Below are 25,449 nucleotides of genomic sequence, written 5' to 3'. Positions count from 1 at the left end.
CCCCCCTTCCCCCTCACCTCCGAGTCTTCCACCGCCGACGGTGTCAATCAAGGCCGTTCACAGCCGTTGACCTGCGATGACGCTCCCGGAAAGCGGAACGGTGGACCGCGGTCCCGGTGGTCTCCTCCGGATAGGGCGAGAGCCGTACGGCCTCCTCGACGCGCATCCGGCCCGCCGTCACCTCCCGGCAGAGCTCGGCGAGCGCGGCGATCTCGGCGCGCTGGGCCGCAACGAACCCCCGGTCCACCGGATCGCCGTGGCCGGGCACCACAACCCCCCCACCGCTTCCGCGCTCGTCCTCGCCCCCGTGGTCCTCGCCGCTCTTGACGGTCTCGGCGAGCAGTCCGAGCAGCCCGTCGACGGCGGTCGGCCAGTGCAGGGGATAGGCGTCCTCGTAGGCGGGCGGCGCGCCGTTCTCCACCAGGTCGCCGGCGAAGACCACGCCGGCGTCCGGCACTCCGACCGCGAGATCGTGGCCGGAGTGGCCGGGGCCGAAGTGGGCCAGGACGACGGCGCGTCCGCCCACGGTCAGTTCCACCCGGTCGGTCACCAGCCGGTCCGGCAGCACGATCTCCGTCCGCGCGATGTCGTCGGCGATGTCGGCGCGGCCCCGCTCCCGGTACCACCGCGCCCAGACGTCCTTCGCCTGGGCTCCGGTTCCGGCCAGGTCGGTCCGGCAGCCCTCCTGCGCCCAGACGGGGCACCCCAGGAACGGCCGCGTGCCGAAACTGTGGTCGAAGTGCGAATGGGTGATCACCACGGTCCACGGCTCCCGGGTGACCCGCCGCACCGCGGCGGCGAGCTCCGCGCCCTGCCGCTCGTCACCCCGGGTGTCGACCACCAGGCAGCCGCCGTCACCCACGACCAACCCCACGGACAGGTCCAACTCGGCGTACCGCCGTACCAGCACCCGGTCGGCCACCTCGATCCAACGTCCTTCCACACACCGCATTGTCCTACGGCTCCCCTCCGCGGACCGGTTCCACCACTCGGCTCCAGGGCGCCCCTCCACCGCCCGGTCGCGCAGCCCTGCTCCGCCCCGGTCCCGCCCTCCGGCTCTCTGATCCGGCCCGCGGCCTGATCCCCGGTGGTCCGGCCCCGTGCCGGGGCGCCGGCACCCGGCCGCCGACACCGCTCCGCTCCGCCAAGAACTCATTGACAGACGTTGGAGATGGCGAAAAGCGTGGATCGGCGGCCAAAGCCGGATTCTCGTTACCCTCTCCAGGAGATCCTCGTCGGCGTCTCCCGAAATCAATCGGACCGGCCGGTTCCACGGGCCGCCGATCGTCCACCGGATCCGCGCCCGACGTGCGACCTGACTCGCGGCCGGCGCGGAGGCCGACCTGTCCCGATCGCCTTTCACCCATGTGAGGGATCTCCGAATGACAGCCAACTCCAGGTGTGCCGCCCCGAGCCCGGTGGGACTCCTCCGGTCCCGGACGGCGGGTGTCACGTTCGTCCTCGTGCTGGGGGTGCTGTTCGCCGGCCCGGCGGGCGCCCACGCCGCGCGGGCGCCGGTGGACTCCCCGGCCGCCGCGGCCACGGTCATCCCCGGCTCTCCGGCCCCGCCGTCCCCCTCTCCCGTATCCGCGTCCGTGACCACCGCCCGGCCCTCGCCCGCACCGACCGCCAGGCCGCGGGACGGCGGGCACGTCAGGCAGATTCGCCACCGGCACCGCGACAGGCTGGACTGCATGGAGCGGTGGTACACCAAATGTGAGCGGAGGGCCTCCCGCCGGTGACGCGGACAGTTCGGTAATCCGGCGCCGACCGGTTCATCCCGTTGAGGACACCGTGGTCGGTCAGGGCGAGGGCCATGCCCCGACCGGGAGGCGTTCACCTGCACCCTCACCGTCAGGCCAGGACTCGGCCGACCATGCGGGCGTACATCCGGCCGGGGCTGGGGATCGACGGCGGGTTGAGGAAACCGGGCAGCATCGGCAGGTTCACCGCGAAGGGCTGCAGTCGCTCGTAGAGGGTGTCGGCACTCCGGGGGCGCCGGTCGGGGTTCTTCTCCAGGAGGTCCTGGAGAAGCCGGTTCAGCTCCGCGGGGACGCCGGGGACGGCGGGCGGGCGCTCCTTCACCTGGCGTTCGAACACGGCGTACTCCGTGGGCCCGGTGAACAGCTGCTCGCCCGTCAGCATCTCGTGGATCACGCAGCCCAGGGCATAGAGGTCGCTGCGCGGACTGGCGAGGCCGCTCTGGATCTGCTCGGGAGCCATGTAGGACGGGGTGCCGAGGATCTGGCCGACCCGGGTGAACTGCGCCGAGTCCGCCTCGCGCAGCATGGCGAGGCCGAAGTCGAGGACCTTGACGCTGCCGTCCGGGCAGAGCATCAGGTTGGTCGGCTTGAGATCTCGGTGGTAGATGGAGAGCGCGTGGGCGGCGGACAGCACCGCGCACGCCTGGGCGGCGATCGCGGCGGCCCACGGGGCCGGCAGCGGGCCGTGCTCGCTGAGCAGGTCGGCCACGGTCACGCCGGCGATGAACTGCATGACCTGGAACAGCCGGTGCTCGAAGGTGCCGAAGTCGTAGAGGACGGGGGCGCCGGGATGCTCCAGCTTCGCCAGGATGCGCGCCTCACGCAGAAAACGCCGCTTCAGCTCCTCGTCGGGGCCGGTGACGAGCCGCAGGAGCTTGACGGCGATCTTGCGGTCGAGGTGCCGGTCATGGCCGCCGTAGACGGCGCCCATGCCGCCCTGTCCCAGGGGGAGGTCGTCGAGCACATATCGGTCGTCGATGACCATCCGGCTCTCCCACCCCCACGGGACATCACACCCCTTGGTCGCACGGCCGGAGATGGCCGTCAACCAGTCCGTCAAAGCCTAGCCGGATCAAGGTTTCCCCCAGTGCCGCCGTCTGACGCAGCCTGTCCTCCAGGGCGAACAGCTCACGGAAGGCCGTTCCGTAACGTCGCTGGTCGGCGAGGGGGAGCATGGGCACCCGGGCCCGCCGTACGTCCAGGCGGCTGGAGCCGGGGTGGATCCGGGCCGCGTCGGCCGAACGGAGGAAGCCGGCGAGGAAGTCGGGGTCGAGCCGCTGCCGGTCCACCCGGTAGAGCGTGAGCTGCGGGCCGAGCGCCGCCCCGCTGCGGGTGATCACCCGGACCACCCCCAGGACGGTGGTCACCACGTCGCCCGGCCTGACCATGACCAGCGCCGGGTCCAGGACGGTCCCTCCCGACGGGGCCGTGCCCAGCACGGTGTCGTCGGTGGTCAGGACCGGCAGCGGGCCCTCGTCGGCGGACATCCTGGGGGGCGCCTGGAGGATCGTGATCAGCCCCGCCTTGGCCAGCTCGCCGACGGTGGTCGTCGGCAGGTCCTGCCGCTCGCCGAGCAGCTCAAGGGCCGGGGGGGCGTCCGACAGCGTGGCCGAGGTGTCCCGGAACATCTCCAGCGCCTCGGTGAAGTCCCGCATGAAGTCCTGGCCGCCCTGCTGCGGGCGGTGCCGTGCCGGGCTCAGGTCCACCTCGTCGTCGAGCAGGTCGATGATCCGCACGGTACGGCTCTCGCCGGACAGCTCGGCCTCGGGGTCGCCCAGGTAGGCCCGCCAGGCGGGCTCCACAACCGACAGGTCCTCGCCGGCGTCCACGACCAGAAGCTGTGAAGGGGGCCGCCCGCCGTCGGGGCGGCGGAGTAACCACAGGTCGGAGCCGCCGGGGCCCAGCGTCACCACGGCCCGCAGCGCCCCCGTGCGCAGCAGGTTGCCCCGGATCCGCTTGCCGGGACGGCGACCGGCCGCCGCGGTGGGCATCAGGATCGCCACCAGGCCGCCGGGCCGTACGTGGGCCAGGCAGTGCTGCACCCAGGCGAGCTCGGACTCCCCGCGTGGCGGCAGGCCGTACTCCCAGCGGGGGTCGCCGGTCAGATCCTCGTAACCCCACGCGCGCTCGTTGAACGGGGGGTCGCAGACCACGGCGTCGGCCGTCTCTCCGGCCAGGCCGTTCTCGCGGAGCGAGTCACCGGCGACGATCCGCGCCCTGGACCCACGTAGCAGCAGCCGGACGGCGGTGAGCAGCGCGTTCGTCTCGTTGATCTCCTGTCCGAGTGAGGAGTCCGCGTGCAGCAGGAGGGTGCCGACACCGCAGGCGGGGTCGAGGACGGTGCCGCCCTCCTGGGCGGCCAGCCGGTGCATCAGCGCGGCGACGTCGTCCCTGGTGACCGCGAGGCGGCGGGAGTGGGCCTCGACGTAGCGCTCGCAGAGGAACTCGAAGGCGTCCAGCGGCCCGTGCTCGGCGGCCAGCTCGGCCACCAGCCTGAGCAGCACCGGGTCGTCCAGCCGGGGGTCGGCGGAGCCGGGAAGGTCGGCCGTCGCCGTGGCAAGGCCGGTCAGCGAGCGGGCGCCGTGCTCGCGCCAGGCTCCGGGCTCGCGGTGCAGGAACAGCAGGAACACGCCGACTTTGCCCACCAGGTCGCCCAGGCGCAGGTCGTCGACGGAGGTGCGCAGCCGCTGCCAGACCAGGTCGCCCAGGGAGACCTCGAAGGGCTTGCCGTTGCGGCGCAGCCAGGAGGCGACCTCGGGCAGGGAGAACAGGGGACTGGAGGTGGTTCCGCCCACGGGCTGGGGGAAGTCGTCGTGGCGGCGGCGCCAGTTGCTGACCGCGGCACGGCCGACGGCGGCGAGCCGGGCGATGTCGCCCGCGTTCACCGTGATGTCCTGGCTCTCCTCCATACTGGGCCACAGTAGTTGACTGTGCCGCAACGGTCTACAACAGGTTTGCTTGTGAAGTGCTTCAACCAATGCTTTACTGCCTTCATGGCACTGAACGAAGCCCTGGCACTGCGTTACGCCGCCCGCTCGGATGTCGGCGTCCGCCGTGAGGCGAACGAGGACTCGGGTTACGCGAGCGCGCGCCTGCTCGCCGTAGCCGACGGCATGGGCGGTCACGCGGGTGGAGAGGTCGCCAGCTCGCTGGCGATCACGGCCATGGCGGCGTTGGACGAGAGCCTTTCACGGACCGGCGTCGACCTGGTGGCCACCATCAGGGACACGGCGAGGGACGTCAACCACGCGCTGCGCGAGATGAGCGAGCACGACCCCACGTTGCGCGGGATGGGCACCACCCTGACCGCCATGCTCTGGGAGGGCGCCACCTTCGCGCTGGCCCACGTCGGCGACTCCCGCGCCTACATGCTGCGCGACGGCGCCCTCTACCAGATCACCCACGATCACACCCTGGTCCAGTCGCTGGTGGACGACGGGCGGATCACCCCGGAGCAGGCCGCCGAGCATCCGCGCCGCTCCATGGTGCTGCGGGTCCTGGAGGGCACCGGCGACGGCGAGCTGGACCTGTCGCTGCGCGAGGCACAGCGAGGCGACCGCTACCTGCTCTGCTCCGACGGCCTGACCGGCGTGGTCGGCCCGGAGACCCTGTTCAACACGCTGAGCGACATCGACGACCCCGCCGAGGCCACCAGATGGCTCATCGACCTGGCCAACCGGGGCGGCGGCCCCGACAACATCACCTGCATCGTGGCCGACTTCGGCAGCCACCCCGCCTCCGCCGAGCGGTTCGTCGTGGGCGCGGCCACCGAGCGGAAACTGACACCCTGACGGGGCTGCGGCCGCGCCCGTTACGCGGAGAAGCCCGTCCGGCCTACCAGGTCCTGCCGGTGATGCGCTCGTACGCCTCGATGTAGCGCGCCCGGGTGGCCTCGACGATCTCCGAGGGGACCTCGGGGGCGGGTTCCTTCCTGTCCCAGCCGGTCCCGTCGGCCCAGTCGCGGACGAACTGCTTGTCGAACGCGAACTGCGGGCGGCCGGGCTCCCAGTCGTCGGCGGGCCAGAACCGTGAGGAGTCGGAGGTGAGCACCTCGTCGCCGAGCACGAGCGTCCCGTCGGACGCCCAGCCCAGCTCGATCTTCGTGTCGGCGATGATGATGCCGCGCTCGCGCGCCAGTTCGGCGCCGCGGCCGTAGACCTCCAGGGTGATCCGGCGGAGTTCGGCGGCGACCTCCGCGCCCTCCTGGGAGACCACGTCCTCGAAGGTGATGAACTCGTCGTGCTGCCCGAGCGGGGCCTTGGTGGTGGGCGTGAAGATCGGCTGGGGAAGCCTGGAGCCCTCCACCAGGCCGGCGGGGAGCGCCACCCCGGAGACCGAGCCGTTCGCCCGGTACTCCTTCAGCCCCAGACCCGCGAGATAGCCGCGGGCGATGCACTCGACCTGCACCATGTTCAGCCGCCGGCACCGTACGGCGCGGCCCTCGAACTCGGCCGGTACGTCGGTGGCGGAGACGACATGGTTGGGCACGATGTCCGCGAGCTGCTCGAACCACCACAGCGAGAGCCGGGTGAGGACCTTCCCCTTGTCGGGGATCGGCGTGGGCAGGACGACGTCGTACACCGACACCCGGTCCGAGGCCACGAGGATGACGTCCCCCCGGTCCTCGTACACGTCGCGGACCTTCCCGGAGTGGAGAAGCTTCACAGGTGTTCCTCAACCGTTCTCTCTGGCGTTGCCGGTGGGCGGGGCGGGGCGGAAACAGAGTAGTCGGCGACCTGGTGGTTCCCGAAACAGGGGGTGGTCCCGGCCACGTCGGATCCGGCTCAGATCCAGCTCCGCAGCAGCATCCGCGCGCTCCACCGCCCCTGCGCGACGATCTCGCCGCTGAGCACCGGGTAGAGCCACCACAGGTTGGCCAGCGCCGCCATGGTGAACACCCCCACCACCGCCCAGCCGACGGCGCGCCGCCGGGCGGGCGCGCTCCGGGGGCCGATGAGCAGGCCCGCGGCGAGGGTCAGCGCGAGCATCATGAAGGGAAGCAGCGGTGCCATGTAGAACAGGAACATCGTCCGGTTGTCGATGAGGGCGTAGTAGAACCACGGCAGCCAGCCGGCGCCGTAGGCGAGCAGTATCGCCCCGGCGCGCCAGTCGCGGGCGTCGACGTACCAGACGACCATGGCGATGAGCGCGGCGAGCGCGCCGTACCAGATCACCGGGGTGCCCACCCCCAGCACCGCCTGCGAGCAACCGCCGGTACCGCACGCGCCCGTGGGCGTCTGGTAGTGAAAGGCCACCGGGCGCAGCAGCAGCGGCCACTGCCAGGGGTCCGACTGGTAGGGGTGAGAGGAGGTCAGGCCGGTGTGGAAGCGGAGGGCCATCAGGTGGTAGTCGGCCCACGACCTGAGCGAGTCGAGGACGGAGTGGACCGGGTCCTGGGAGGCGGCCCGAGCCCAGTTGCGGCCGTAGCCCAGGGGGGAGAGGAACCAGCCGGTCCAGGAGGCCAGGTAGGTGAGCGCCGGGATCACGCCCATGGCGAGCAGGGCGGTGGGCGCGCCGGCGGTGAGGGCGCCCCGGCGAGGTCCGGGCGTGCCGGCGGCGCGGCGCGCGCCGACATCCCACGCCAGCGACATGACGGCGAAGGCGACCAGGAAGAAGACCCCCGACCACTTGACCGCGCAGGCGGCGCCCAGGCACAGGCCGGCGGCGATCCGCCAGGGGCGCGTTCCGAGCAGGGGGCCGCCGGCGGCCGGTGGCGCGGATCCCCACAGGGCGGCCGGGCGCTCCCCGGCACGGTCGCGGTCGAGCACCAGGCAGGCGAACCCGGCCAGCACCCAGAACATCAGGAAGACGTCCAGTAGCGCGGTGCGGGAGAGCACCAGATGCAGTCCGTCCAGGGCGAGCAGCAGCCCGGCCAGGCAGCCCAGCGGCGTCGAACCGGTCATCCGGCGGGCCACCCGCGCCAGGATCAGGATCGACAGCACCCCGGCCAGGGCGGCGGCGAAACGCCACCCGAACGGGTCCGCGCCGAACAGCCACTCCCCGGCCCCGATCATCCACTTGCCCAGCGGCGGATGCACCACGTACTGCGGGCAGGGGGCGGCGTCGGGCGGCGTGCAGTGCACCCAGATGTCGGTGTTCCCGGCGAGGAGGCGGTCGTCGGCGGTGTGCTCCGTCGCGGTGCCCAGCGCCGTCCGCTCGACCCCGAAGGTGATCAGCGACAGCCCTTCCTTGGCGTAGTAGATCTCGTCGAACATCACCGCGTGCGGTCTGCCCAGCTGGTTGAAGCGCAGAGCCGCGCCGAAGGCCGCCACCAGCAGCGGCCCGGCCCATCCCCACACCGCGGCGCCGCGCGTCCGCGGGGCCGGTCGATCGGCCCCGGGGCGGGTCCCGGGGTCGGCGGGTCCCGGGGAGGGTGATGACTCCGGGGGGTCGGACGGGCCGTCTCGCGTGCCGCTCGCGGGCATCCCGGTCTCATCCCGGTCCTTTTCCAAGGATGCTCCCCTTCCGTCATCGGGCTGCGAGTGAAATTACTCCTTTAATGGAGATTTCGGCGCATTTATCCGAGAACGAACCCTGCGGGAAGGGGAGATCGCCCGGGGTGGGCGGACACGCGAAAGCCGGGGCGTGGAGGCGGGCGCCCCGGTGCCCCGGCTTCCGGGTGAGTGGGTCAGGCGGGGCGGGTGATCATGTAGGCCAGGCCGACGAGGACCACCACCGGGATAAGCCACACGATCGCCTCAATGGCGAATTCCTTGTACACGACGGACATCCCTCCGGGGTGACGATCGGTGAGGAGAGCAGAGCACCGACGATAGCGCCTGCTCTTCGCCGCGACCAGAACGGGCCGGGTCTTGCCGTTGAGAGGTCCGGTGAACGGTTCCACGGGTGTTTCCATGGGCGTTTCCGGGCGGGACACGGAAGGCTAAGGGGGATTTACTGGGAAAAAAGGGATTTGTCGAGAAAGGAGTTAGGAGGGGTTGGCCGAGCCGACCACCACGGGGGTGTCCGGGGCGGGCCCCTCGACCACCTCCGCGACCACGCAGGTGATGTTGTCCGGGCCGCCGGCGTCGCAGGCCAGCTCGATGAGCCGCCGGGTCACCTCGCCGAGGTCGTCGACCTCGGCGAGCACGTGACGGAGCCGGTCGGCCTCCACCACCCCGGACAGGCCGTCGGAGCAGAGCAGGTAGCGATCGCCGATCTCGGCGTCCCGGAGAGTGAGGTCGGGATCGACGGCGTCGCCGCCGTCCAGGACCTGGAGCAGGATCGACCGGTGCGGATGCCGTGCGGCCTCCTCGGCGGTGATGCGGCCGTCGTCCATCAGCGTCTGGACCAGGGTGTGGTCATAGGTGATCTGGTAGAGGTCGCCGTGGCGGAGCAGGTAGGCGCGGGAGTCGCCGATGTGGGCGAGGGCGACCCGCAGGCCGTCCCAGAGCATCAGGGTCAGGGTGGTGCCCATGCCGGTCAGCGAGGGATCCTGCTCGACGAGCTCGCGCAGCCGCTGGTTGGCCTTGCGGACCCCGGCCTCGGCCGCGGCGAACAGGTCCGCCGGGCACTCGTCGTCCAGCGGGGCCACCGTGGCGATCGCCGCCGAGCTGGCGACCTCTCCGCCCACGTGGCCCCCCATGCCGTCGGCGACGGCGAGCAGCCGGGGACCGGCGTAGGCCGCGTCCTCGTTGCCCTGGCGGACCCGGCCGACATCGGAGCCGGCCGCATACCGGAGCGTGATCATCTGCGCACCACTGGAACGTCGAGTTGCACGAGCAAGTCGCTTTCGGGCAGTCGGGATGGGCATGGGCGAACCGAGATGTTCCACGATCCACTGAACACCATGGTGACGCAAGCGGCCTGGGCAAGTGTTGCCGGATCCGTTGACAGCCGTGGTGGCGCGTAAGCTGTCTCGGCGGCCCGCAGTGTGCCGCGGACCCCCCACCCTCGCACGGCTAGGAGACCAGGAAATGACCGCGATCACTCAGGAGGCGGTACGGCGCCGCACGTTCGCGGTGATCAGCCACCCGGACGCCGGTAAGTCGACCATGACCGAGGCCCTCGCGCTGCACGCCTCCGCGATCAGTGAGGCCGGAGCCGTGCACGGCAAGGCGGGGCGCCGCGGCGTGACCTCCGACTGGATGGACATGGAGAAGGCCAGGGGCATCTCCATCACCTCGGCGGCGCTCCGGTTCGAGTACCGCGGCCACATGTTCAACCTGGTCGACACCCCCGGCCACGCCGACTTCTCCGAGGACACCTACCGGGTGCTGGCCGCCGTCGACTGCGCGGTCATGCTGCTGGACGCGGCCAAGGGCATGGAGCCGCAGACCCTGAAGCTGTTCGAGGTCTGCCGGCACCGCCGGATCCCGGTGATCACCTTCGTCAACAAGTGGGACCGGCCCGGCCGTGAGGCGCTGGAGCTGCTGGACGAGATCCAGGAGAAGACCGGTCTGCGGCCCACCCCGATCACCTGGCCGATCGGCACCGGCGGCTTCTTCCACGGCGTGGTGGACCGCGCCGCCGACCAGGCGGTCCGCTACACCCGCACCCCCGGCGGAGCCACCAAGGCCATCGAGACCGCGCTCACCGCCGATGAGGCCCTGGCCGAGCTGGGCGAGGACTGGGAGCGGGCCAAGGACGAGGTGGACCTGCTCTCGGCGATCGGCTCCGACCACGACCAGAAGGCGTTCGAGGCGCACGAGTCCACCCCCGTGCTGTTCGGCGCGGCCCTGAACAACTTCGGGGTCGGCCGCCTGCTCGACGCCATGGTCGACATCGCCCCGGCCCCCGCGCCCCGCCCCGACGCCAAGGACGTGCCGCGCCCGCTGGAGCGGCCCTTCTCCGGCCTGGTCTTCAAGGTGCAGGCCAACATGGACCCCTCGCACCGCGACCGGATCGCGTTCGTCCGGGTCTGCTCAGGCCGTTTCGAGCGCGGCATGGTGCTGACCCACGCGGCGACCGGCCGCCCCTTCGCCACCAAGTACGCCCAGTCGGTCTTCGGGCAGGAGCGTGCCACCATCGACGAGGCGTTCCCCGGTGACGTCGTCGGGCTGGTGAACGCCACCGCCCTGCGCCCCGGTGACACCCTCTACGACGGCTCGCCGGTCGAGTTCCCCAGGATCCCGAGCTTCGCGCCCGAGCACTTCTGGACGGTCCGCTGCCGTGACTCCAGCCGGGCCAAGCAGTTCCGCAAGGGCATCGACCAGATGGAGGCGGAGGGCGTCGTGCAGGTCCTGCGCTCCGACATCCGGGGTGACCAGTCGCCGGTGCTCGCGGCGGTCGGCCCGATGCAGTTCGACGTGGTCAAGCACCGGCTGGCGGGCGAGTTCAACACCGAGATCGCGATGGACCGGCTCGACTTCAGCCTCGCCAGGATCACCGACGCCGCGTCCGCGCCGGTCCTGGCCCGCCAGCGGGGTGTGGAGGTCTTCACCCGGTCGCTCGACGGAGAGCTGCTGGCGCTGTTCAGCGACGAGTGGCGGATGCGCGGTGTGCTCCGCGACCACCCCGACCTGGTGCTCAGGGCGCTGCTCGCCGACACCCGCGGCTGACCCTCCGCCCACGGCCCGCGCCCGGCGACCGGGTCGCGGGCCGTGCGCGATATGCGCCGTACATGGTGAGATATGTCCCCATGAGCACCATTAAGTGGGGAATTCTGGCGACCGGTGAGATCGCCGGCGCCTTCACCGAGGACCTGAGGCTGCTGCCCGACGCCGAGGTGATCGCGGTCGGATCCAGGGCGCCGGAGACCGCCGGGGCGTTCGCAGGCCGGTACGGCATTCCCCGCGCCTACGGGAGCTGGGCCGAGCTGGCCGCCGACGAGGACGTGGACATCGTCTACGTCGCCAACACCCAGAACGCCCACCGGGAGGCGGTGCTCACCTGCCTGAGGGCGGGCAGGGCCGTACTGTGCGAGAAGGCGTTCACCTTGAACGCCGCCGAGGCCGCCGAGCTGGTGGACCTCGCCGGCAGGCGCGGGCTGTTCCTCATGGAGGCCATGTGGATGCGGTGCAACCCGGCCGTCCGCAGGATCGTGGAACTGGTCGAGAGCGGTGTGATCGGCCCGGTCGCCACCGTGCACGCCGACTTCGGGATCTCCTTCTCCATCGACGCCGGCCACCGGCTCCGTGACCCCGCACAGGGCGGCGGAGCCCTGCTGGACCTGGGCGTCTACCCGATCTCCTTCGCCCACCTCGTGCTCGGAGTCCCCGAGCGGATCCAATCGTGGGCCCGGCTGACCCCCGAGGGGGTGGACGAGAACACCGGCGTGCTCCTCGGCTACCCCGGCGGCGCGGTCGCCCTGCTCTCCTGCGGGCTCACCGCCGACAGCCCGGTCACCGCCTCGATCTCCGGTTCGCTCGGCCGGATCGAACTGCCGCACCTGTTCTTCAGGCCCGCGGCCTTCACCCTGTACCGCAACGGCGCCGAGCCCGAGATCTTCCACGTCCCCTACGAGGGCACCGGCCTGGTGCACGAGGCCGTGGAGGCGATGCGCTGCCTGCGGGAGGGCCTGCTGGAGAGCCCGCTCGTGCCGTGGCGCTCCACCCTGGAGGTAATGGGCATCATGGACGAGGTACGGGAGCAGATCGGGGTCCGCTTCCCCGGCGAGTGACCGTCCCGTCCCACCCGTCCGGCGCACTCCGGCGCCGTCCCGGGGTTCCGTCCCCGACGCCGCCCCCCGAGATCGCCGTCCCCTGATCGGGGACCCGTCCCAGACCCGCCTGGGACCCCGGTTCGGGTCCGGCTCAGACCCGCAGCCACCGGTGGCGGTCCAGGAACGCGCGCTCGCCGGCGGCGTACTCGGCGAAGGCGCGCTGGACCGCCTCGACACCGGAGACGTGGGTACGGAGCATCACGTCCTTCACGCTGTCCTTGTATTCCAGCTCATACCCCGAGATCTCCGGTGACGTCTGGATGAAGTGCTCACCGAAGACGACCAGCGCGGTGAAGGGGTTCTGCGGCGACATGATGGTCGGCGCGTCGGCGACGAGCCCCAGGTCGGGGTCGACGACGATCATCCCGTCGCCGGTGCGCAACTGCATGCCCGGGTGGACGCCCAGCGGCGCCAGGTTGTGCACCAGGTGCCGTTGCGGGTCGTAACAGACCAGTCCGCACTCCCGGGCCAGGGCGAAGACCTCGCCGGACACCTCGTCCGACCGCTCCGGCTCCACGGTGACCAGGGCGTGGGCGGGGGAGACCGGCCTGGCCCAGGGCAGCCGCGCGACGAACGCCGCCACCCCGGGGTGCGGGTCGGCGTCCCCGGGCTCCCGGCCGCCGAGGGCCCGAAAGACGTGCCCGGCGTCCTCCCTGGTGATCGGCGTGGGCTCGTGCCAGACGGCCAGTTCGAAGTTCATCGAAACTCCTTGAGTGTGGAGGCCCCCGCCTTCGGCCGTGGGGAGGACGTCACGATCCCATCATCCCGCCGGTGGTCCTCCCCGCCGACCGGTGGCCTCCCGACGCCGGCCCCGGTTCCCCCGGCGGACACCCGGTCCCCCCGGCGGCGGGGCGTCTGGTGAGCCGGTTCGCCGACGACGCCCCGCCGGACGTCACCCCGATCGTCGTCGCCGTGAGGGGTTCAAGGATTTCCCCGCATCGGGAATTTCTTGAATCCGCCCACTCTTCACTTATGGCACTTATAGCACTTATGGGAACGCCTGCACTGGCCGTGCGCCCCGGTCAGACGTCGAACACCCCGGTCTTCGCGGCCTCGATGAAGGCCCGCCATTCCTCCACGGTGAACGACAGAACCGGTCCGGCTCCGCCGTTCTTGCCGTCCCTCACCCCGATCCGGCCGTGCCCCGAGGCGACCTCGACACAGTTTCCGTTGTTGCACCCCGACCGCCAGATGGCTCCATGGAACTGCGAGCCGCCGTCCATGTGTTTCCTCCCGGAAAGATTGACAACTCTTCCGCAGAAGAGCGCCGCGCCAGGGGAATTATAGTTCACTTTCACGCCGAGGGCCTGGGGTTTTTCGATGCCGCCTCTCGCGGGGCGGGCGCCTCGCGGGTGCCGGGAAGAACAGAACGGCACTTCCGGGATCTTCCTTCGGTGCCGTTCGGCGACTGTTTCACCCCCCTTGTGAGGGGCTGGGGCTAAAGGCCGAGGCTTCCGTCCTTGATCCCGTCTATAAAGGCCCGGAACTCGGTCACGCTGAACTCCAGGACCGGCCCACTCTTATTCTTGCTGTCACGAATGCCTACGCCTCCGCCGGGAATTCTGGCGATTTCGACGCAGGAGCCGTTATTGCACCGGCTTGAGACCTGCCACTCAAGAGTGGAGAACTCGGCAGGTTTGGAAGACGTCATCGTCTCTCCGTGATAATTTGTTGGGAATGGTTTCTTAAATGACGGGTCACGCCGATCAGGCCGCGAACCCGTCGTGTGCCCTCGCGATGCGGATCGCCGACTCCTGTGGGCTCAGCGCCACCGCGCGAAGATGGTTGAGCGTCTCCCGGAAACGCTCAAGTTCTTTGGCCTTCTCCAGATAAAAACTGCCCATCAAGGTGTCGAGGTATACCGTATCCCCGATCGTCGGGTCGGAGAACTCCAGTAAAATAAAAGCACTGTCAAACCCCATATGAGCGCCGACGGTGAAAGGAATAACCTGGATGGTCACATGGGGTAGTTCGGAGGCCTTCCCAAGGCGTTCCAATTGCTTTCTCATGACACCGGCCCCGCCCACGTGGCGATGGAGCACGGATTCGTCGAGGAGAACCCAGTATTTCGGCGGCCGCGGGCCGTACATGCGTTCCTGGCGTCTCAGCCGGTAGGTGACCCGCTCCTCCAGAACGTCGGTGTCTATCCCCGGCAGGAATCCCCTGATGACCGCGCGGGCGTAGTCCTCGGTCTGCAGCAGCCCGGGGACGGTCGTGGTCTCATACTCGGAGATCGACGTGGCGTCGATCTCCAGGCCGAGAAACGAGCGGAAGTCGACGTCCTCCGTCTCCTGCCACCACACCTGCTGTTTGGCCTCGCGTGCGAGGGTCATCAGGGCGTCGATCTGGGCCTGATCGGTCACCCCGTAGAAGAGGCAGAGGTCGCGCACGTCCCTGGGCAGCGCGCCGCGCTGCGCGGTCTCGATGCGGCTGATCTTCGCCGGTGAGCATTCGAGCTGCTCGGCGGCGTCCCTGATGCTCCTCCCCGCCTGCTCGCGGAGCTCCCGCAGGCGGCCGGCCAGCTGCCGGCGGCGCAGAGTGGGGTTGGTTCCGGCCATCGGCGCTTACCTCTTCTTTTTGATGACGCAGACGCTCCCGCCTCACTTCGGGGAGTCTTCCCAGGTCGGGGCGGTGGTAACAGTCAAACAGCAACATCCCATGGCAACCTCAGAAGGTAACCGCCGCAGGTACATTCCTGTGGCAATTGCCAATGATAGTCGCCGATGACGTAAGACAGAGTAAAAGGGAGGTAGGCCCTACCAGGACGAACCTTCAAGGAGGTGACGGTCCTTGAGGAAAGGCATCCACGGCATCGGGGTCCGGATCGGCATCAGGACCGCCGTACGGAGCTTACTGATCATTTACCTGAGAGCACTGGACAACTGGATCTTCTGGGAACCCGACGCCTTCGCCTGGGTCCAGGAGTGGCAGATCGGCCGGAGGCGGCTGTTCCGCCGGAACTACCGGGACGCCAGGTTCGCAGCCCTGCTGGAGTGCGGCCTGTGCCGCGGAGAGGGGTACGGCGAGGCGCGCGGAGACGGCCTCGGCGAGGGGGACGACAAGGGAAACGATGAGGGGGCGGCCGATCTACCGGCCGGTGCGCGTCTCGGCGGCGAGGGTGGAGGGCCCGGCGGCCAGATCGGTACGGGGGGTACGGAGGATCTGGGGGCGGCGACCGCGGGGAGGACGGAGGTCACGGAGACCGTGACGATCACGGGGAGCGCGGGGCGGACGGGGGCCACGGCGAGGACGACGATTACGGCGAGGACGGGGGCCACGAGGAGGACGGGGAGAACTGGGGTCATGGCGAGGACGGGGAGGACGGGGGTCATGGAGACCGTGACGACCACGGGGAGCGCGGGGAAGAAGAGCTGCCCGCTCTGCGACGGCACCGGGAGGATCGACCGGCTCCAGCCGTAGGAACCGCGCCCGCCCACGGCGGTCGCCGGGCACGGCACGGGGACCCCGGGCACCGCACAGGGACGAAAGGCTAGTATCTGCCCAGTTCGTGAGCGAGGTGGCCGGATGGACTTTCGTGTGCTGGGGCCGGTCAGTGTGATCGCCGACGGTGGGACACCGCTGGACATCGGGCCCTACCAGCAGCGGGCGGTGCTGGCCCTGTGCATGCTCGCCGCCCCCCGCCCGGTCGGGATGGGCCGGATCGTCGACGCGCTCTGGGAGGACGGGCCGCCCCCCGGAGCGGTCAACACCGTGCAGGCCTACGTCTCCAAGCTCCGCCGCGTCCTCGAACCCGGCCGGCGACGCCAGGTGCCCCCCGCGATCCTGGTCAGCGGGCCGGGGGGCTACGCCCTGGCCATCCCCGGCACCGCGCTCGACCTGGCCAGGGTCCACGGGCACGCGGCCGAGGGCAGGCGGCTGAGCGCGGAGGGCGACCACGGGGCCGCCGGCCGGGAGCTGCGGCTGGCGCTGGCGGAGTGGCGTGGGGAGCCGCTCGCCGACTTCGGCGGCGCCCCCTGGGCCGGGGAGGAGATCGCCCGGCTGGCCGAGCTCAGGCTGGCCCTGCGGGAGGACGCGGCAGAGGCGGATCTGGCGCTCGGCCTGGGGGCCGCGCTGACCGGCGAGCTGGCCCAGCTGGTCGCCGCCCACCCGTTCAGGGAGCGGCTCCGCGTGCTCGGCGCCCACGCCCTCTACCAGGCAGGACGGCAGGCCGACGCGCTGGCCGTGCTCGCCGAGGGGCGCAGACTGCTGGTGGAGGACCTGGGCCTGGACCCCGACCCCAGGGTCAGGGAGGTGGAGCGGCGCATCCTCGCCCAGGATCCCGCGCTCACTCCGCGGCCCCGGGCCGCGGTGGTGACGGCGGTACGGCAGGCCAGGCTGGTCGGCAGGGACGCCGAGACCGAGGTGCTCGAACAGGCGGTCACCGGTGAGGGGCACCGGGTGACGCTGCTGGCCGGGGAGCCCGGGATCGGCAAGACCAGCCTCGCCGAGCAGGCCGCCGAGACCGCGCGGGCCGGGGGACGCCGGGTGGTCTGGGGACGTTGCTGGGACGGTACGGGCGCGCCGCCGTTCTGGCCGTGGACGCAGGCCGTACGGGAGCTGGTCGGCGGGGACACCGGGCCGGGCCGGCTCACCGGGGCCGGGCAGTTCCAGCTCTACGAGGCGTTCGCCCGGCTGCTGAACGAGCACGGCCGGGTCCTGGTCGTCCTCGACGACCTCCAGTGGGCGGACGCCTCATCGCTCCGGCTGCTGGAGTTCCTCGCCTCCACCCGGCTCTGCCCGGACCTGACCGTGGTGGCGACCTACCGCGACACCGACGTGCGGCCCGGCGGGGCGCTGGACCGGGTGCTCGGCGCGCTGGTACGGCTGCCGCACGTGCGCCGCCTCCCGCTGCGGGGGCTCGGTGAGCGGGAGGTCCGCGAGTATCTCGGCCGGGCCGGCGCCGACCCCGGCCGGGCCGGGGAGATGGGCAGGCTGACCGCGGGCAACCCGTTCTTCCTGGGGGAGATCCTGCAACTGGGCGAGACCCCCGAGGCGCTGTCCGACGTCGTGCGCGGCCGGATGGCCGGCCTGCCGCCGGACACCGAGGAGGTGCTGACCGTCGCGGCCCTGCTCGGCAGGGACGCGGCGACGGACATCCTGATCGAGGTGGTGGAACTGCCCGGGGACCGGGTGCTCGACATCGTCGACGCCGCGGTCGGGGCCCGGCTGCTGGCCGAGGGCGAAGGACCGGTCTGCCGTTTCGTCCACGACATCGTCCGTGACGTGCTGCGCGGGGCGCTGCCGCCGCTGCGCAGGCGGCGGCTGCACGCCAGGATCGCCGAGGTGCTTGAGCAGCGGAGCGGAACCCGTCTCACCGAGATCGCCCACCACTACCGTGAGAGCCTGCTCACCGCCCGGATGGCCGGCAAGGCCATCGGCTACACCCGGCGCTCGGCGGCCCAGGCCACGGCGCAGTTCGCCCACGAGGACGCGGTGGAGAACCTGGAGCAGGCGATCGCGATGGTCGACCGGCTCCCCAGGACCGATGACGCGCTCCGCTGCGACCTTCTCCTCGACTTGGCCGAGGCGCAGGCGGCGGCGGGGATGAGCATCGCGGCCCACGTGTCGCTGGAGGCCGCCGCGGAGATCGCCGAGGGGCTCGGCGACGACAACCGGCTGGCCAGGGCGGCGCTGGGCTTCTCCGACCCGATCTCCCTGGCGATGTACGAGGAGGTGACCGGTATCGACCGGCTCGCCGAGCGCATCGACCGGGTCCTGGCCTCCGGCCTGGCCGAGGGCTCGCCCTGGCGGGCCCAGCTGCTCGCCGCCGCCGCGCTGACCGGGTCCACCGCGAGAACGGTCGAGCGGAGTACGGCGATGGCGGATGAGGCGGTGCGGCTGGCCCGCCGTACCGGCGACGACCGGACCCTGGCCAGAGCGCTGATCGTTCAGGAGCTGCTCTCCAGGACCGGCCACGACCACGACCACAGGCAGTCGATCGTCGACGAGATCACCGAGATCGGCCGCCGTACCGGCGACCTGGCCACCGAGTGGATCGGCCGTGAGACCGCGTATGTCGAGCTGATCGCCCAGGGCAGGACCGAGCGGGCCCCCGAACTGCTGGCCTGGCTCGGTGAGACCGCGGACCGGCTCCGGCTGCCGTCGATGGTCAGCCTGGCGGCCTGGCAGCGCGCGGTCCACGCCTATCTGGGCGGGCGTTTCACCGAGGCGCTGGCCGCGGCCGAGGAGTCCGCCGCGGCCTACCCGGAGGGCGCCCTGGGCCGTGACGACGGGGAGCTCCGGCGCGGGGTGTTCCGCTTTCTCGCCGCGAGGGCGCGGGGCGCGGCGGCCGAGGCGCTCGCGGTGGCCGACGAGATGCTCGGCCGCCGCCCGGGCCAGCGGCCCTGGCGGATCCTGAGGTGCCTGGCACTGATCGACCTGGACCGGGCGGACGAGGCGCGCGCCGTCTTCGCCGACCTCGCCGGGGACGGTTTCGCGTCCGTGGGCCCCGACCTGGCGTACCGGTTCACGGCGGACGCCGTCAGTGAGATCTGCGCGGCGCTCGGAGACGTGGCCGCCGGGCGGATCCTGTACGGCAGGCTCGCCCCCGGCGCGGGCCGCCTGCTGGGCTGGTCGGTGGCCGACCTGTGCCTGGGGCGGCTCGCCCTGCTGGACGGCGACCGGGAGCGGGCCTCGGCCCACCTGCGGGCCGCCGAGGAGTTCGTCCGCCGGTCTGGGGCGCGGGTCTACCGGCCCGCGCTCCGTGCCCTGCTGGAGTCTCCCGCCGGCCACCCCGGCTAACCCGGCCACCCCGGCCTACCGGCCCGCCCCGACCAGCCAGGCGATCCGGGTTGACCCGATCCGGGCGCGCGGATCGGGTCAACCCGGAAGGCAGGGCGTCCCCTCCCGGTGCTCTCCGAAACTCCCTTTCGGGAAACTCCCGTGTCGCGCTGGCGCCGTGCCGGTCCGAGCGGTCAATGTCGTTTCCCAGGGGCCGGGTTCACGCGGCGCGTGCGCATAGTCGGCGGAACATGGGGCATGTCTCGCCACCGGGTACCTCACCACCGCGAACATTCGAGAGAGGAGGAAGGGGCTCTCCTCCCACGCCTGAGGGCGAGGGTCTCCGCCCTGGATTCCCGATGACTGAGATCTGGCCCGGTGACCCCTATCCCCTGGGGGCCACCTACGACGGCGCGGGGACCAACTTCGCGATCTTCACCGAGGTCGCCGAGCGGGTCGAGCTGTGCCTGTTCGACGAGGACAACCGGGAGACGAGGGTCCCGTTCACCGAGTGCGAGGGGTACGTCTGGCACGGCTACCTGCCGGGTGTGGGCCCCGGCCGGCGGTACGGCTACCGCGTGCACGGCCCGTACGACCCGGAGCGCGGCCCGAGGTGCAACCCCGCCAAGCTCCTGCTCGACCCCTACGCCAAGGCGGTGGAGGGAGACGTGCGGTGGGACGAGGCGGTGTACGACTACCGCTTCGGGCAGCCGGACAGCCGTAACGACAAGGACTCGGCCCCGTTCGTCCCCCGCTCCATCGTGATCAACCCGTTCTTCGGCTGGGGACACGACCGGCCGCCCGCCACGCCGTACCACGACACGGTGATCTACGAGGCCCACGTCAAGGGCCTGACCGTCGACCATCCGAGGATCCCCGAGCGGATCCGCGGCACCTACGCGGCGATCGGCCATCCGGAGATCATCGATCATCTGACGGCGCTCGGGGTGACGGCGATCGAGCTGATGCCGGTGCACCAGTTCGTCACCGACCACGTCCTCACCGAGCGGGGCCTGACGAACTACTGGGGCTACAACAGCATCGGCTTCTTCGCCCCGCACAACGCCTATTCGAGCACCGGCCAGCGCGGCGGGCAGGTGCTGGAGTTCAAGGCCATGGTCAAGGCGCTGCACGAGGCGAACATCGAGGTCATCCTCGACGTGGTCTACAACCACACGGCCGAGGGCAACCACCTGGGGCCGACGCTGAGCATGCGGGGGATCGACAACGCCCACTACTACCGGCTGGTCGAGGACGACAGGCGGTACTACATGGACACCACGGGGACCGGCAACAGCCTGTTCATGCGCTCCCCGCACGTGCTTCAGATGATCATGGACTCGCTCCGCTACTGGGTCATCGAGATGCACGTGGACGGGTTCCGGTTCGACCTGGCGGCCACGCTGGCGCGGGAGCTGCACGAGGTGGACCGGCTGAGCGCCTTCTTCGACCTGGTCCAGCAGGATCCGGTGCTCTCGCAGGTCAAGCTCATCGCCGAGCCGTGGGACGTCGGGCCGGGCGGCTACCAGGTCGGCAACTTCCCCGCCCGGTGGACCGAGTGGAACGGCATGTACCGCGACACGATCCGCGACCTGTGGCGGGGCGAGCCCGCCTCGCTGCCGGAGTTCGCCTCCCGGCTGACCGGCTCCAGCGACCTCTACCAGGACGACAGCCGCCGCCCGGCCGCCTCGATCAACTTCGTCACCTGCCACGACGGGTTCACCCTGCGGGACCTGGTGTCCTACAACGACAAGCACAACGAGGCCAACGGCGAGCAGAACCGGGACGGCACCGACGACAACCGCTCCTGGAACTGCGGTGCCGAGGGGCCCGCCTCGCCCGCGATCGAGGCCCTCCGCGAGCAGCAGAAACGCAACTTCCTGACCACCCTGTTCCTGTCGCAGGGCGTGCCGATGATCTCCCACGGCGACGAGCTGGGCCGCACCCAGCAGGGCAACAACAACGTCTACTGCCAGGACAACGAGCTGAGCCGGGTGGACTGGTCCGACGTCCCGGAGAACCGGCTGCTGCTGGAGTTCACCCGGCGGCTGGCCAGGCTCCGCGCCGGCCACCCGGTCTTCCGGCGGCGCCGCTTCTTCTACGGCCGGCCGGTACGGGGCTCGGAGGACGACCTCGGCGACATCGCCTGGCTCACCCCGCAGGGGGAGAAGATGACCGACGCCGACTGGAACGTGGGCTACGCCAAGTCGCTGGCGGTCTTCCTGAACGGCGACGCCATCACCGAGCCGGACCGCAGGGGGCGGCGGATCACCGACGACTCGTTCCTGCTGCTGTTCAACGCCCACCACGACGTCATCGAGTTCACCGTCCCCAAGGACTACGGCGAGACGTGGGTGACGGAGATCGACACGGCGACGCCGGTCGCGGAGGACACCCCGGTCTGCCGGGCGGGAGAGGCGGTGCCGGTGGTCGGCCGGTCGGTGCGGGTGCTGCGGCGTGTCTGAGACGACGGAGAGGCCGCTGTCGACCTACCGGATTCAGCTCACCCCCGACTTCGGCTTCGCCGAGGTGGCCGCGCTCGCCCCCTACCTGCGGGACCTGGGGGTGAGCCACGTCTACCTGTCGCCGATCCTGCAGGCGGTGCCGGAGTCGCGGCACGGCTACGACGTGACCGACCACACCCGGATCCGGGAGGAGTTCGGCGGGATCGAGGGGCTGCGGGCGCTGTCGGCGGCGCTGACCGCGCACGGGCTGGGCGTCGTCGTGGACATCGTGCCCAACCACATGACGATCCCGGTGCCGGAGTCGGGCAACCGGCCGCTCTGGTCGGTGCTGAGGGACGGGCCGGCGTCGCCGTACGCGTCGTGGTTCGACATCGACTGGACCGGCGGCAAGGTGAACATGCCGGTGCTCGGCGACTCCGTCGATCCGGTGGTGGACGGCGACCTGCTGCGCTACCACGACCACGTGTTCCCCTTCCCCGACACCCACTACCGGCTGGTCGACTGGCGGGCCGGGCCCGGCTACCGGCGGTTCTTCGACGTCTCCTCGCTGATCGGGCTGCGGGTGGAGGACCCGGCGGTGTTCGACGCCACCCACCGGGTGATCCTGGAGCTCGTCCGGGAGGGGATCGTCCATGGCCTGCGGGTGGACCACCCCGACGGGCTGGCCGAACCGCGCGGCTACCTCGCCGGGCTCCGCGGCGCCTCGGGCGTGTGGACTGTGGCGGAGAAGATCCTCATCGGCTCCGAACGGCTGCCGGACGACTGGGACTGCGACGGCACCACCGGCTACGAACTGCTCAACCGGATCACCGGGCTGTTCGTGGACCCGGCCGGGCGGCGGCCACTGGTGGACCTGTTCGTCACGCTCACCGCCATGCCGCGCGACTACGCCACGGTGGTCCGGGAGTCCAAGCGGGAGGTCCTCGACCTGTTCTTCACCGCCGAGATCGACCGGCTGCACGCCGTCGTCGGCTCCGACCGCGAGACGCTGGTGGAACTGCTGGCCGCGATGCCGGTCTACCGGGCCTACGTGGTGCCGGGGGAGCCGGTGCCCGAGGTCTCGGCCGCGATCGTCGAGGCGGCCGGACTCCTGGCCGCCTCCCGGCTCCCCGAGGGCGCCCCGGTCGAGGAGGTCGTCGACCGGGTGCTGTACGGCCCGGCCGAGGCGGTCACCCGCTTCCAGCAGACCTGCGGGCCGGTCATGGCCAAGGGGGTGGAGGACACCGCGCTCTACCGGTGGTACCCGCTGGCCTGCCTGAACGAGGTGGGCGGGGAGCCGGACCGGTTCGGCGAGCCGGTGGAGGAGTTCCACGCCTTCTGCCGGGAGATGCCGCCGGGCACGATGACGACGCTGTCCACCCACGACACCAAGCGCTCCGAGGACGTGCGCGCCCGGCTGGCCGTGCTGTCCGAGCTGCCCGAGGAGTGGGCGGCGGCGGTGGGGGAGTGGTCGTCCAAGGTGTCCTTCGATCCGGCTCTGGACTATCTGGCCTGGCAGAACCTGATGGCCGCCTGGCCGATCGGCGGGGACCGGTTCTTCGAGTATCTGTTCAAGGCGGCCCGCGAGGCCAAGACCTCGATCTCCTGGGCCGCCCCCGACCCCGCCTACGAGCGGGACCTGCGCGACTTCGTCGGCCGGGCCCTCGACGAGTGCGGCGCCGCCGTCGCGGACTTCGCCGCCGGGATCGAGCCGTACGCCCGGTCCAACTCCCTGAGCCAGAAGCTCGTCCAGCTCATGCTGCCCGGCGTGCCCGATCTCTACTGGGGCAACGAGATCACCGACTTCTCCCTCGTGGATCCGGACAACCGGCGCCCGGTGGACTTCGCGCGCCGCCGCCGGCTGCTCGCCTCCGGCGCCGGTGCCCCGGCGCGGGCGGCCTCGTGGGACGAGGCCAAACTGCTGGTCACCACCCAGGCGCTGCACCTGCGCCGGAGGCTGGATCCGGCTCTGCCGTACGTCCCGGTCACCTCCGACGAGCACGCGATCGCGTTCGCGAGGGGGAACCGGGCGGTGGCGGTGGCCACCCGGCTGCCGGTGGGGCTGGCCCGGCGCGGCGGCTGGGGGAGCAGGACGGTCACGTTGCCGCCCGGCCGGTGGCGGGACCTGCTCTCCGGTGCCGGGCACACCGGGCGGATCCCGCTCGCGCATCTGCTGTCCGTGTACCCCGTCGCGCTTTTGGAAAGGGAGTGATCCGTGTTCGAGGTCTGGGCGCCGCGGGCGGCGGCGGTGGATGTGGAGATCGGCGAGATCCGTCACCCGATGTCGGCCGGGGCCGGCGGCTGGTGGTCGGCGGAGGTGCCGGGCGCCGGACACGGAACCGACTACCGGTTCCGGCTGGACGGCGGCGAGGCGCTACCGGACCCGCGGAGCCGCCGGCAGCCCGAGGGGATCTTCGGCCCCAGCCGGGTCTACGAGCACGACCGGTTCGTCTGGGGCGACGACCTGTGGCGCGGGCGCGCCCTGCCGGGTTCGGTGATCTACGAGCTGCACATCGGCGCCTTCACCCCGGAGGGGACCTTCGAGGCGGCGGCCGGGCGGCTCGACCACCTCGTCGAACTGGGCGTCGACTTCGTCGAGGTCATGCCGGTGCCTCCGGTGCCGGGGACGCGCAACTGGGGCTACGACGGGGTGGACCTGTGGGCCGTCACCGAGAACTACGGCGGCCCCGACGGGTTCAAACGGTTCGTGGACGCCTGCCACCGGCGCGGGATCGGTGTGATCCTCGACGTCGTCTACAACCACCTCGGCCCGTCCGGTGACTTCCTGGCGCCGTTCGGCCCCTACTTCCACGCCACCGCCTCGTCCTTCTGGGGCCGGGCGGTCAACCTGGACGGTCCCGGCTCCGACGAGGTGCGCCGCTACTTCGTCGGCAACGCGCTCCAGTGGCTGCGCGACTACCACGTCGACGGCCTTCGGCTGGACGCCGTGCACGCGCTGCACGACACGCGCGCGGTACACCTGCTGGAGGAGATGGCCGCCGAGGTGGAGGCGCTCTCGGCCGCCGTGGGCAGGCCGCTCACCCTCATCGCCGAGTCCGACCTCAACGACCCCCGGCTGACGACCTCGCGCGAGGCCGGCGGGTACGGCCTGACCGCGAGCTGGAACGACGACGTCCACCACGCGCTGCACGTGGCGGTGACCGGCGAGCGGCACGGCTACTACGACGACTTCGCCGGGGCGCTGGCCAAGGTGCTGACCTCCGCCTACCACCACGACGGAACCTACTCGTCCTTCAGGGGCCGTTCCCACGGCCGCCCGGCGCGGCACCTGCCCGGCTACCGCTTCGTCTGCTGCGCGCAGAACCACGACCAGATCGGCAACCGCGCCGAGGGCGACCGGATGGCCCCCGAGGCGCTCCGGCTGGCCGCCGGGCTGCTGCTGACCTCCCCGTTCACCCCCATGCTGTTCATGGGGGAGGAGTGGGGGGCGCGCACCCCGTTCCTGTTCTTCACCGACCACGTCGAGCCGCGGCTGCGCGAGGGCGAGGCGGACCGGCGGCGGCGGGAGTTCGTCGGCTTCGGCTACGACGACTGGGCCGCCAAGGCGCCGGACCCGGGTGAGGAGCTGACGTTCCTGCGCTCCAAGCTCGACTGGACCGAACTGGAGGACGACGCGCACCGGGCCCATCTCGACTGGTACCGGGCGCTGATCGCGCTGCGCCGCGCGCATCCGGACCTGACGGACCCGAGGCTGGACCGGGTCGGGGTCGAGTACGGCGAGACCTGGCTGGTCGTGCACAGGGGGAGGCTCCGGATCGCCGCCAACCTCGGCCCGATCCCGCTCACGGTACGGCTCGCCCCCGGCCACGTCCTGCTGGCCTCGGATCCGGCGATCACCGCCCGGGGCGAGGAGCTGTTCCTGCCGTCCAGGTCCCTGGCCGTGCTGAGGATCGACTGA

The 25,449-nt window shown here is 71.4% G+C and carries 20 protein-coding genes; 9 read left to right on the top strand and 11 right to left on the bottom strand.

Going from position 1 to position 25,449, the window contains the following annotated elements; all coding sequences use genetic code 11:
- Positions 1-43: 43 nt before the first annotated feature.
- Positions 44-952: an MBL fold metallo-hydrolase gene (locus ACWEF2_RS04615; RefSeq protein ID WP_453811869.1), complete on the bottom strand. Its 909-nt coding sequence runs from the start codon at positions 950-952 to the stop codon at positions 44-46.
- 430 nt (positions 953-1,382) lie between these two features.
- Here ACWEF2_RS04615 and ACWEF2_RS04610 point away from each other — a divergent pair, with 430 nt between their 5' ends.
- Positions 1,383-1,742 (top strand): hypothetical protein, encoded by a 360-nt coding sequence (locus ACWEF2_RS04610; RefSeq protein ID WP_453811867.1) that lies wholly within the window; start codon positions 1,383-1,385, stop codon positions 1,740-1,742.
- Positions 1,743-1,854: 112 nt separating this feature from the next.
- On the opposite strand, the gene ACWEF2_RS04605 is transcribed toward ACWEF2_RS04610, so the two are convergent.
- Both ACWEF2_RS04605 and ACWEF2_RS04600 read right to left on the bottom strand, forming a co-directional pair.
- Positions 1,855-2,748: a serine/threonine-protein kinase gene (locus ACWEF2_RS04605; RefSeq protein WP_453811865.1), complete on the bottom strand. Its 894-nt coding sequence runs from the start codon at positions 2,746-2,748 to the stop codon at positions 1,855-1,857.
- Positions 2,749-2,773: 25 nt separating this feature from the next.
- Positions 2,774-4,672: an N-6 DNA methylase gene (locus tag ACWEF2_RS04600; RefSeq protein WP_453811863.1), complete on the bottom strand. Its 1,899-nt coding sequence runs from the start codon at positions 4,670-4,672 to the stop codon at positions 2,774-2,776.
- Between the two features lie 84 nt (positions 4,673-4,756).
- Between ACWEF2_RS04600 and ACWEF2_RS04595 the strand changes: the two genes are divergently transcribed.
- On the top strand, positions 4,757-5,554 hold the full coding sequence (locus tag ACWEF2_RS04595) for a PP2C family protein-serine/threonine phosphatase (protein WP_453811861.1): 798 nt from the start codon (positions 4,757-4,759) through the stop codon (positions 5,552-5,554).
- Positions 5,555-5,597: 43 nt separating this feature from the next.
- Here the strand turns inward: ACWEF2_RS04595 and ACWEF2_RS04590 are convergent, their stop codons facing one another.
- The 4 genes from ACWEF2_RS04590 to ACWEF2_RS04575 all read right to left on the bottom strand — a co-directional run bounded on the left by ACWEF2_RS04590 (position 5,598) and on the right by ACWEF2_RS04575 (position 9,453).
- Positions 5,598-6,428, bottom strand: a complete 831-nt coding sequence (locus ACWEF2_RS04590; protein WP_453811859.1) for a phosphoribosylaminoimidazolesuccinocarboxamide synthase — start codon at positions 6,426-6,428, stop codon at positions 5,598-5,600.
- Positions 6,429-6,547: 119 nt separating this feature from the next.
- Complete coding sequence (locus ACWEF2_RS04585) at positions 6,548-8,215, bottom strand: dolichyl-phosphate-mannose--protein mannosyltransferase (RefSeq protein ID WP_453811857.1); 1,668 nt, start codon at positions 8,213-8,215, stop codon at positions 6,548-6,550.
- Between the two features lie 176 nt (positions 8,216-8,391).
- The gene (locus ACWEF2_RS04580) at positions 8,392-8,607 is read right to left on the bottom strand and encodes a hypothetical protein (RefSeq protein ID WP_453811855.1); all 216 of its coding nucleotides are present in this window, start codon (positions 8,605-8,607) and stop codon (positions 8,392-8,394) included.
- Positions 8,608-8,691: 84 nt separating this feature from the next.
- On the bottom strand, positions 8,692-9,453 hold the full coding sequence (locus ACWEF2_RS04575; protein WP_355597291.1) for a PP2C family protein-serine/threonine phosphatase: 762 nt from the start codon (positions 9,451-9,453) through the stop codon (positions 8,692-8,694).
- Between the two features lie 226 nt (positions 9,454-9,679).
- Here ACWEF2_RS04575 and ACWEF2_RS04570 point away from each other — a divergent pair, with 226 nt between their 5' ends.
- Positions 9,680-11,263, top strand: coding sequence for a peptide chain release factor 3 (locus ACWEF2_RS04570; protein ID WP_355597293.1), 1,584 nt, complete (start codon positions 9,680-9,682; stop codon positions 11,261-11,263).
- A gap of 80 nt (positions 11,264-11,343) precedes the next feature.
- Positions 11,344-12,324, top strand: a complete 981-nt coding sequence (locus ACWEF2_RS04565) for a Gfo/Idh/MocA family protein (protein ID WP_453811852.1) — start codon at positions 11,344-11,346, stop codon at positions 12,322-12,324.
- Between the two features lie 133 nt (positions 12,325-12,457).
- On the opposite strand, the gene ACWEF2_RS04560 is transcribed toward ACWEF2_RS04565, so the two are convergent.
- From ACWEF2_RS04560 to ACWEF2_RS04545, 4 genes are all read right to left on the bottom strand, one after another.
- Positions 12,458-13,066, bottom strand: a complete 609-nt coding sequence (locus ACWEF2_RS04560; protein ID WP_453811850.1) for a hypothetical protein — start codon at positions 13,064-13,066, stop codon at positions 12,458-12,460.
- 322 nt (positions 13,067-13,388) lie between these two features.
- Positions 13,389-13,589 carry a DUF397 domain-containing protein gene (locus ACWEF2_RS04555; RefSeq protein ID WP_355597297.1) on the bottom strand — a complete coding sequence of 67 codons (201 nt, stop codon included), beginning with the start codon at positions 13,587-13,589 and terminating at the stop codon, positions 13,389-13,391.
- A gap of 215 nt (positions 13,590-13,804) precedes the next feature.
- Entirely contained in the window at positions 13,805-14,017 is a 213-nt protein-coding gene (locus tag ACWEF2_RS04550) for a DUF397 domain-containing protein (protein ID WP_453811848.1), read from the bottom strand.
- 55 nt (positions 14,018-14,072) lie between these two features.
- Complete coding sequence (locus ACWEF2_RS04545; protein ID WP_453811846.1) at positions 14,073-14,924, bottom strand: helix-turn-helix domain-containing protein; 852 nt, start codon at positions 14,922-14,924, stop codon at positions 14,073-14,075.
- Positions 14,925-15,156: 232 nt separating this feature from the next.
- Between ACWEF2_RS04545 and ACWEF2_RS04540 the strand changes: the two genes are divergently transcribed.
- The 5 genes from ACWEF2_RS04540 (at position 15,157) to treZ (ending at position 25,449) form a co-directional block, all read left to right on the top strand.
- Positions 15,157-15,786 (top strand): hypothetical protein, encoded by a 630-nt coding sequence (locus ACWEF2_RS04540; protein WP_453811844.1) that lies wholly within the window; start codon positions 15,157-15,159, stop codon positions 15,784-15,786.
- Between the two features lie 105 nt (positions 15,787-15,891).
- The gene (locus ACWEF2_RS04535; protein WP_453811843.1) at positions 15,892-19,107 is read left to right on the top strand and encodes a BTAD domain-containing putative transcriptional regulator; all 3,216 of its coding nucleotides are present in this window, start codon (positions 15,892-15,894) and stop codon (positions 19,105-19,107) included.
- Positions 19,108-19,445: 338 nt separating this feature from the next.
- Positions 19,446-21,551, top strand: coding sequence for a glycogen debranching protein GlgX (glgX, locus tag ACWEF2_RS04530; protein ID WP_453811842.1), 2,106 nt, complete (start codon positions 19,446-19,448; stop codon positions 21,549-21,551).
- Positions 21,544-23,742 (top strand): malto-oligosyltrehalose synthase, encoded by a 2,199-nt coding sequence (gene treY, locus ACWEF2_RS04525; RefSeq protein WP_453811840.1) that lies wholly within the window; start codon positions 21,544-21,546, stop codon positions 23,740-23,742. Before glgX ends, treY begins: the two co-directional genes overlap by 8 nt.
- Before the next feature lie 3 nt (positions 23,743-23,745).
- Complete coding sequence (treZ, locus tag ACWEF2_RS04520) at positions 23,746-25,449, top strand: malto-oligosyltrehalose trehalohydrolase (protein ID WP_453811838.1); 1,704 nt, start codon at positions 23,746-23,748, stop codon at positions 25,447-25,449.

It is taken from the genome of Streptosporangium sp. NPDC004631, from assembly GCF_053601935.1.
Note: the sequence above shows the minus strand (reverse complement) of the source record. Positions and strands in the feature narration are given on the sequence as shown.

What these genes read in the sequence shown, in the direction of transcription:
- ACWEF2_RS04615 (WP_453811869.1), bottom strand. Translation starts at nt 952, where the DNA reads ATGCGGTGTGTGGAAGGACGTTGGATCGAGGTGGCCGACCGGGTGCTG.
- ACWEF2_RS04610 (WP_453811867.1), top strand. Translation starts at nt 1,383, where the DNA reads ATGACAGCCAACTCCAGGTGTGCCGCCCCGAGCCCGGTGGGACTCCTC.
- ACWEF2_RS04605 (WP_453811865.1), bottom strand. Translation starts at nt 2,748, where the DNA reads ATGGTCATCGACGACCGATATGTGCTCGACGACCTCCCCCTGGGACAG.
- ACWEF2_RS04600 (WP_453811863.1), bottom strand. Translation starts at nt 4,672, where the DNA reads ATGGAGGAGAGCCAGGACATCACGGTGAACGCGGGCGACATCGCCCGG.
- ACWEF2_RS04595 (WP_453811861.1), top strand. Translation starts at nt 4,757, where the DNA reads ATGGCACTGAACGAAGCCCTGGCACTGCGTTACGCCGCCCGCTCGGAT.
- ACWEF2_RS04575 (WP_355597291.1), bottom strand. Translation starts at nt 9,453, where the DNA reads ATGATCACGCTCCGGTATGCGGCCGGCTCCGATGTCGGCCGGGTCCGC.
- ACWEF2_RS04570 (WP_355597293.1), top strand. Translation starts at nt 9,680, where the DNA reads ATGACCGCGATCACTCAGGAGGCGGTACGGCGCCGCACGTTCGCGGTG.
- ACWEF2_RS04565 (WP_453811852.1), top strand. Translation starts at nt 11,344, where the DNA reads ATGAGCACCATTAAGTGGGGAATTCTGGCGACCGGTGAGATCGCCGGC.
- ACWEF2_RS04560 (WP_453811850.1), bottom strand. Translation starts at nt 13,066, where the DNA reads ATGAACTTCGAACTGGCCGTCTGGCACGAGCCCACGCCGATCACCAGG.
- ACWEF2_RS04555 (WP_355597297.1), bottom strand. Translation starts at nt 13,589, where the DNA reads ATGGACGGCGGCTCGCAGTTCCATGGAGCCATCTGGCGGTCGGGGTGC.
- ACWEF2_RS04550 (WP_453811848.1), bottom strand. Translation starts at nt 14,017, where the DNA reads ATGACGTCTTCCAAACCTGCCGAGTTCTCCACTCTTGAGTGGCAGGTC.
- ACWEF2_RS04545 (WP_453811846.1), bottom strand. Translation starts at nt 14,924, where the DNA reads ATGGCCGGAACCAACCCCACTCTGCGCCGCCGGCAGCTGGCCGGCCGC.
- ACWEF2_RS04535 (WP_453811843.1), top strand. Translation starts at nt 15,892, where the DNA reads ATGGACTTTCGTGTGCTGGGGCCGGTCAGTGTGATCGCCGACGGTGGG.
- glgX (WP_453811842.1), top strand. Translation starts at nt 19,446, where the DNA reads ATGACTGAGATCTGGCCCGGTGACCCCTATCCCCTGGGGGCCACCTAC.